The 6,724-nt window shown below is 67.7% G+C and carries 6 protein-coding genes and 2 pseudogenes; 4 read left to right on the top strand and 4 right to left on the bottom strand.

The window, feature by feature from the left end; genetic code table 11:
• The first annotated feature begins 152 nt into the window (after positions 1–152).
• The 3 genes and pseudogenes from RLT59_RS39035 (at position 153) to RLT59_RS39045 (ending at position 1,595) form a co-directional block, all read left to right on the top strand.
• Entirely contained in the window at positions 153–587 is a 435-nt protein-coding gene (locus RLT59_RS39035; protein WP_311308206.1) for an Hsp20/alpha crystallin family protein, read from the top strand.
• Positions 588–695: 108 nt separating this feature from the next.
• Positions 696–1,083 (top strand): annotated as a pseudogene (locus tag RLT59_RS39040) (DUF2267 domain-containing protein).
• A 65-nt stretch (positions 1,084–1,148) separates the two neighbouring features.
• Complete coding sequence (locus RLT59_RS39045; RefSeq protein WP_311308207.1) at positions 1,149–1,595, top strand: DUF2267 domain-containing protein; 447 nt, start codon at positions 1,149–1,151, stop codon at positions 1,593–1,595.
• 186 nt (positions 1,596–1,781) lie between these two features.
• Here RLT59_RS39045 and RLT59_RS39050 read toward each other — a convergent pair whose 3' ends face one another.
• Complete coding sequence (locus tag RLT59_RS39050; protein WP_311308220.1) at positions 1,782–2,975, bottom strand: IS256 family transposase; 1,194 nt, start codon at positions 2,973–2,975, stop codon at positions 1,782–1,784.
• 306 nt (positions 2,976–3,281) lie between these two features.
• Here RLT59_RS39050 and RLT59_RS39055 point away from each other — a divergent pair, with 306 nt between their 5' ends.
• A complete protein-coding gene (locus RLT59_RS39055; protein WP_311308208.1) occupies positions 3,282–3,662 on the top strand; it encodes a hypothetical protein in 381 nt (126 codons plus the stop codon).
• A gap of 60 nt (positions 3,663–3,722) precedes the next feature.
• Here the strand turns inward: RLT59_RS39055 and RLT59_RS39580 are convergent, their stop codons facing one another.
• The 3 genes and pseudogenes from RLT59_RS39580 to RLT59_RS39590 all read right to left on the bottom strand — a co-directional run.
• Entirely contained in the window at positions 3,723–4,841 is a 1,119-nt protein-coding gene (locus tag RLT59_RS39580) for a helicase associated domain-containing protein (protein ID WP_399127155.1), read from the bottom strand.
• Positions 4,838–5,068 (bottom strand): helicase-related protein, encoded by a 231-nt coding sequence (locus RLT59_RS39585; protein ID WP_399127157.1) that lies wholly within the window; start codon positions 5,066–5,068, stop codon positions 4,838–4,840. Before RLT59_RS39585 ends, RLT59_RS39580 begins: the two co-directional genes overlap by 4 nt.
• Positions 5,069–5,655: 587 nt before the next feature.
• Positions 5,656–6,219 (bottom strand): annotated as a pseudogene (locus RLT59_RS39590) (DEAD/DEAH box helicase family protein); the annotation flags it as partial.
• Between the last annotated feature and the right edge of the window lie 505 nt (positions 6,220–6,724).

Here is a 6,724-nt window from a genome sequence, read left to right on the forward strand (position 1 = left end):
GGCCGGTGTAAGGGCTTCGTTCATGGAGCTCTCCGTATCGCGTCATCCTCCAGATGACTCTGAGCTTGTCATCGCTTGGATGACATGTTACAACGGTGGCACGTTGAAGCGCATTGGCAGTTTCTGCCTGAACCAACTGGAGGTGTTTCGCGATGTTGATGCGCACCGACCCGTTCCGCGAGATGGACCGGATCGTCCAGCAGCTGGCGGGTACGTCGGGGACCTGGTCGAAGCCGTCGGTCATGCCGATGGACGCCTACCGCGACGGAGACGCGTACGTGATCGCGTTCGACCTGCCGGGTGTGAACACCGAGGCGATCGACATCGACGTCGAGCGGAACATGCTGACAGTGAAGGCGGAGCGTCGCCCGGTCCTGAAGGCCGACTCCGTGAAGATGGAACTGGCCGAGCGGCCGCTGGGTGTCTTCTCCCGTCAGATCATGCTGGCCGACACCCTGGACACCGAGCACATCGAGGCGGACTACGACGCGGGTGTCCTGACCCTGCGGATCCCGATCGCCGAGCGCGCCAAGCCCCGCAAGATCAGCATCCGCGCCGACGCCGGCCCCAAGCATATCTCCGCCTGACGCGCACCCGTAGCCAGCGGCGGGCGGGGAAGCGCCGATCCCCCTCCGGCACCCGCCCTCCGCCCCCTTCTTTGACCTGCTTCACCCCTCTTTCCGGAGGTGATGTCGATGTCGATGCGCAGGGAGTCGTTCCTGGCCCATGTGCAGGAACGCGGCGAGTACGAAACCGCTGAGGAAGCCGACCGCGTCGCCCGTGCCGTCCTGGCCCTGCTCGGCGCCCTTCTGGTCGGCACGGTGCGGGCCGAGCTCGCCGCCCGGAGACCTACGCCCTGATCCTCCTCAACCGCTGCAGGCTGCCGAACCGCTTTCCCCGGAACGGTTCGTCCGGGCGACCGCGGCCTGGATCGAGGGCGCCACCGAGGAGACCGCCCTGTGGGACATCGGCGCGGTCCTCTCGACCGCGGCCGCCGCGGCGGGCGACGTCCTCATCCGCGAGGTCCTGATCCAGCTCCCGCCTGGCTACGACCTCCTCTTCGGCCATCCCCAGCCCGCCTGACCGGCAAGTCCACCTGACCGCCACCGGCCCACGGCCGGGGCCCCGCACAGAAAGGCAACGCAGCCATGTACGACCAGCCTCGAGCGAACGCCTCCCAGCCGGCCATGACGTTCGACCAGATGCTGGAACGCGTGCGCTACGAGGGCGCCTATCCCACCCGCGAACGCGCCGCCGAAGCCGTCTACCAGGTCCTGTCCGCTCTCGGCCGCCAGCTCACCGGCGACGAACGCGTCGACCTCGCCCAGGTGCTGCCCGTCGAAGCCGCCCGCGCCCTGACCGCCCAGATCCCCGAGACCGAGCACCTCACCGGCTGGGGTTTCGTCAAGGACCTGGCAGCCCGCACCGGTGTGAGCCCGGCTGTCGCCCGCTGGGACACCGGCGCCGTACTCGCCGTCGTCACCCGACTGACGGGCCCCGACCTCCTCGCCCGCGTCCTCGGCCAGCTCCCCGACGACTACGCCCTCCTCTTCGGCCAGGCACAGCTGCGCCGCCCCGAGCCCGCCGCCGCCTGATCGGTGCCCCGGCACCCGGTACATGAGAAACGGGTCCGGGACCGCTGCTGCGGTCCCGGACCCGTCGCCTGAGGCGGAGCCTCAGTGCTTGAAGGTGCCCTTGATCTCTCCATGGCCCGGCGGGCATGTCCCTTGGCCTGCTCGCCCGGGAGTGTCCAGTAAACGGCTGATCCAGTGTTGTTGGGGTCAGTAGGCAGCCGGGGTGAGCCGGCCTTCGAAGGCGATCTGGAAGGCGTTCAGGGGCGCCTTCCAGCGCATGGTCCAGCGCTTGCGGCCCTTGCCGGTCGGGTCCAGGGACATGAGCGCCATGTAGACGCACTTCATAGCCGCGGCCTCGTTGGGGAGGTGCCCGCGGGCCCGAACGGCCTTGCGGGTCCGCGCGTTCACGCTCTCGATCGCGTTGGTCGAGCAGATGACCTTGCGGATCTCGACGTCGAAGGAGAGGAAGGGGACGAACTCAGCCCAGGCGTTCTCCCGGAGCCGGATGACCGCCGGGTACTTCTTGCCCCAGGTTTCCTGGAACTCGCTGAACCGCTCGGTGGCCGCCGCTTCGTTCGGGGCCGTGTGGACGGGCCGGAGCGCCTTGGCGATCTTGTCCCAGTCCTGGCGGGCCGCGTGGCGGAAGCTGTTCCTCAGGAGATGAACTACGCAAGTCTGGACAATTGTCCGGGGCCAGACGGCTTCCACCGCTTCGGGCAAGCCCTTCAACCCGTCGCAGACCAGCATCAGGACGTCTTCCAGGCCCCGGTTCTTCAGGTCCGTGAACACGCTCAGCCAGTACTTCGCGCCCTCGCCGCCGTCACCGGCCCAGATCCCCAAGATGTCGCGGTGGCCCTCGGCGGTCACGGCCATGACGACGTAGACCGGGCGATTGGCGACGTGCCCGTCCCTGATCTTGATGTTGATGGCGTCCACGAACAGGACCGGATAGACGCGGTCCAGCGGGCGGTTGGCCCATTCCGCCATCCCGTCCATCACGCTGTCGGTGATGGTAGAGATGGTCGCCTTGGACACGCTCGCGCCATAGACCTCGGCCAGGTGCGCGGAGATCTCACCGTGCGTGAGCCCCTTCGCCGACAGCGACAGCACCATCTCGTCCACCCCGGTCAGGCGCCGCTGCCGCTTCTTGACAATGGCTGGCTCGAACGTGCCGGTCACGTCCCGGGGGACCTTCACCTCGACCGGACCGACGTCGGTCAGCACCGTCTTCGCCCGGCTCCCGTTCCTGCTGTTACCACTGCCCCGGCCTTCGGCATCGTGCTTCTCGTAACCGAGGTGATCGGTGATCTCGCCCTCCAGGACCCGCTTGGTCAGCTGCTGAAGCAGCCCGCCCTCCCCAGTCAGCTGCAGCCCTTCCGAACGGGCCCGGCTCACGAGCATCGCGACCAACTGCTCATCGCTCGCCGACGCGGCCTCCGCAACCCCCGGCTCGCCGCCCGCTCTCTGCTCGATGGTGGTATCGCTCATCTGGCGTCTCCTTGACCATCGGATCCGCCGTTCATTGAACACTCCCCCTTCCTGACCTCCGCCGGATCCCACTTCGCCGGAGACGCCCTGTCAGGAACGGAACTGGCCTACGCGCTGGCACGCCTCACTCACTCGGGGCTTGTCGAGAAGATCGCTACCGAGCCCGAAACCGTCGCCATCACCATCGACGGCATTGACTGCGTACTCTCTGGAGCAACTGTGAGCGACTACCTCAACCGGACCCGCCCGGGTGATTACTACAGCATCAACGCCACGAACGTCGTTGCGGGCACCAAGGGCAACGTTGAGCAGCACAACCACAACAACGCCCCCGACCTCAGCGCCATGCGCGAGTTTGCGGACCTCGTGAAGCAGCTCGCTCCGATCTATGGCATGGAGCCCGAAGAGGAAGCGCAGCTCGTTCACGACGCCGAAGTCCTTGCCGAGGAGGCCAACAGCGAGACTGCACAACCTGGTCGTATACGCGCTGCCTACGACGCCGTGATGGGTGCACTCGGCCAGATCGGCACAACGACGGCTGCCCTGAACACCACGATCGAGCAAGGCCAGCAGGCACTGAATACAGTTTTCGGCAGCTGACTATCCCTTCAATCCGGGTGGCCGGGTGGCCGCTTCCACCGGTGCAGACGCCTGAGCTGGCTACGTCGCCCACTCCAGCCCCAGGCCGGCGAGGGTGGTGAGCTGGTCCTCGCTCAGCTTGTCGCGCCTGTTTTTGTGGTTGCTGAGGAACACACCCAGGCGCACGGTCGTTCCGTCGGGCAGTTCTTCGGCGTGCTGTCTTCCGACGGTGGTCTTCCTTTCCCGCGCGATGTACTGCCGTAGGGCTTGTACGCCTCGTTGGAAGGCTTCGGAGTCCTTCCCGGCCCCAGCCTTCGTCGCACTCCGCGCTGCACTCTTACGGGCCTTTGCAGCCGCCCGTGGCCGTACTCCCAGCTCCTCCAGTCGCCGCCGCTGTTCCGCGTTGAGCTGTGTCCGGTCCCGCGTCTGCCGGAGGACCCAGCGGCCGATGTCGTCGCCGCGGTAGGTGACTCCGGGCTGGATGTCCTCCAGCGTGTTCCCGGCCCCTAGGAGGGCGTGCAGGCCGGTGTAGCAGCGTTGCCAGTCCACGGTCCATCCGAGCAGTCGCGGGTTCCAGTCCGGGTCGATCGCGGCGAGCTGCTCCGCCCGCCGCTGTGCCCGGTCGGTGTCCTTGCCGAGGCCGCCGGGCCGGCGGAGGTTGGTGAGCCATTGGCCGATGGGTCGGTCGAGGGCGGTGGCGTGCCGGGGCGCGGCCAGGGTTCCGGCCTCCGCGTAGTACGCACGCGCGGCGGCGAGGTTCTCCTCGAAGGCGGCGTCGGCGGTGTCCCATACGATCCCGAGCTCTTCGAGCTCGTCGGCGCGCTCGCCGTTCATGGTCCCGGCCCGGTAGGAGCGGCGCTGGTCGGACAGCCACCTGCCGAGGGGGTAGGCGCCCTCGGTGTGCTCGTAGGGCACGTCCAGGTCGCCCTCGCGCTCGAAGTAGCGGCGGGCGGCGTCGTAGCCGCGCTGCCAGTCCTGGCGCTCGGTGCTGATGACGTTGAACCGCACCCACTTCGCGATCATCACCGGATCTCGGGGTGCCGCGAACCGCAGCAGCGGCCGCGTGTCCTCCTGCCCTTCCTCCGGCGGGGGGCCGATCGGAGGCGACGGATCAACGACCGCCTTCTGCTGTTCCTGCGGAATGGCAAGCAGCTCGATAGCGCGCTCATCGTGCGCCCGAAGCCCCTCCAAAACCTTCACCAAGGGCCTATACGAATTGGAAGTGAGCATGTCTTCCGGCTTTTCACGCGGCGCGAAGAGACAGGCACAATCAGCGTCGCCATCTTCCCCTCTCCGGGCTTTTGCCGCAGCGCCCGTCCGATCGCCTGGACGATGTCGACGGCCGACCCCTTCGGGTCGAGGAGAGCGACGGAATCGACGGCCCGGATGTCGACGCCTTCGCCCAGGACGCGGCAGTTGGACAGCACCGCATGCCCCGCGCGTAGCAGCCGAAGTCGGCGAGGACCTGGCGCCGGTGGTCGGCCTCATGGTCCCCGCACAGCCAGTTGGCCCACACCCGCTCCGGATACCGCTCCGAGTCCGCCGCGTGGAGCCGCCTCGCGACCCGGCCCAGCCCTTCCGCGAACGCAGCCGCCTCGGCCGTGCGGTGGTGAAAGGTGATGGTGGTCTGCAGCCCGTGCTCAGCCATCGTCTCCAGCAGCGCGGCCTGCAGCGCGCCCATACGCTCGCCGCGGACGTCCTCGTCCCGCTTCTGCGGCCCGGACAGCCGGGCCGGGGTGACGACCGGGTCGGTGAGCTCCACGACCACGACCTGATACCGCGCCAGGAGGCCCCGGGACACGGCCGATGCGAGCGACAACTCGTAGACGACCGGGCCGAACACCTTGGGATCATCCATCGAGCAGGCCAGCTCCTGCGGCAGCCGGTCCCGCAGCACCCCTGCCCTGTCCTGCCGCTCCGCCCAGGAGAGCCGCGGCGGCCGCTCCTTCCAGATCCTGGGCGTAGCGGTCATATAGAGCCGGCGCATCGCGGGGATGACGTCCTGGTCGTGGACGGCGGCCCACGCCTTTCCTGCCGATCCACTTGTTCTGTGGGCTTCGTCGACGACCACGAGGTCGAAGACGTCCATGGGCAGCCCGTAGGTCCCCTCGTGGGCTTCTGCCAGGACGGGCAGGGAGGCGTAGGTGGCGTAGACGGTCACCGGCCCTCGCCCGTGCCACAGCGCCAGCTGCAGGGCACTGGTGGTGGAGCGAACCTTGAGGTCCCACAGATGCGGGTCGTCTTCCAGCGAGCAGACGGTGACTGCCGGGCCGTGGTGGCCGCCCGCCCGCCATTCCCGCACGGTCTGCGTCAGCAGATCCAGGGTCGGCAGGAGGACCAGGACCCGTCCGTTGCGGGCCAGGCGGAGCGCGGAGTGCGCGGCGATGAACGTCTTGCCCGTGCCGCACGCCGCCACCACAGTGGCCCGCAGCCCGGCGGGTGGGATCTTCTTCCCCGGCGGGATATCAAGCCCGCGCACGACAGCATCCACAGCTTCGATCTGGTGAGGTCGGAGCGTGAATCTCTCTGCACTCGCCATATCGGATCTCCGAGAATCCAGGAATGAACGGTCGGCCATCAAAGGCAGTGGCAATCTGTTCGGGATACTACACAGCACATCGATGATGCATGATGTGACGCATGTGAGGTTGATGCACGGGTATCATCGTAGCGGGTCGGTGTTCACCAGAGGGAGTTTCAGGCGATCTCGTCCTGGCGATGGAGTCGCCCCGAGCAGGGGTGATGGTCTGTCTGGTGCGGGTGGAGCGAAGCGGAATCCGCACCCTCAGGTCCGGGGCCGGCACTCGGTCCAGGGTGATGGGGTGTCATGGCTCGGGGGTAGATGTGTTCTCGGGATGCTACACAGACCAGCGGTGATGCACCGTCACCCTGTAGCCAGCCGTTCCGGCGGAGCCGGAACCGGGTGGGGGGAGCGAAGCGGACCCGCCCCGCTGTTCGGGCTGGAGCGAAGCGGAGGCCCGTGGATTGGAGCGAAGCGGAAATCAGAAAGCCGCGAAGCGGCTTTCCATCACTTCGGCCGGGCTGCGAAGCAGCCGGTTCACTTTCCCATCGCGCAGCGATGA

Source organism: Streptomyces sp. ITFR-6, from assembly GCF_031844725.1.
GTDB lineage: Bacteria > Actinomycetota > Actinomycetes > Streptomycetales > Streptomycetaceae > Streptomyces.

Coding starts and splice junctions, on each gene's coding strand:
- RLT59_RS39050 (WP_311308220.1), bottom strand. CDS start 2,975: ATGCTCGTGAGCCGGGCCCGTTCGGAAGGGCTGCAGCTGACTGGGGAG.
- RLT59_RS39035 (WP_311308206.1), top strand. CDS start 153: ATGTTGATGCGCACCGACCCGTTCCGCGAGATGGACCGGATCGTCCAG.
- RLT59_RS39045 (WP_311308207.1), top strand. CDS start 1,149: ATGTACGACCAGCCTCGAGCGAACGCCTCCCAGCCGGCCATGACGTTC.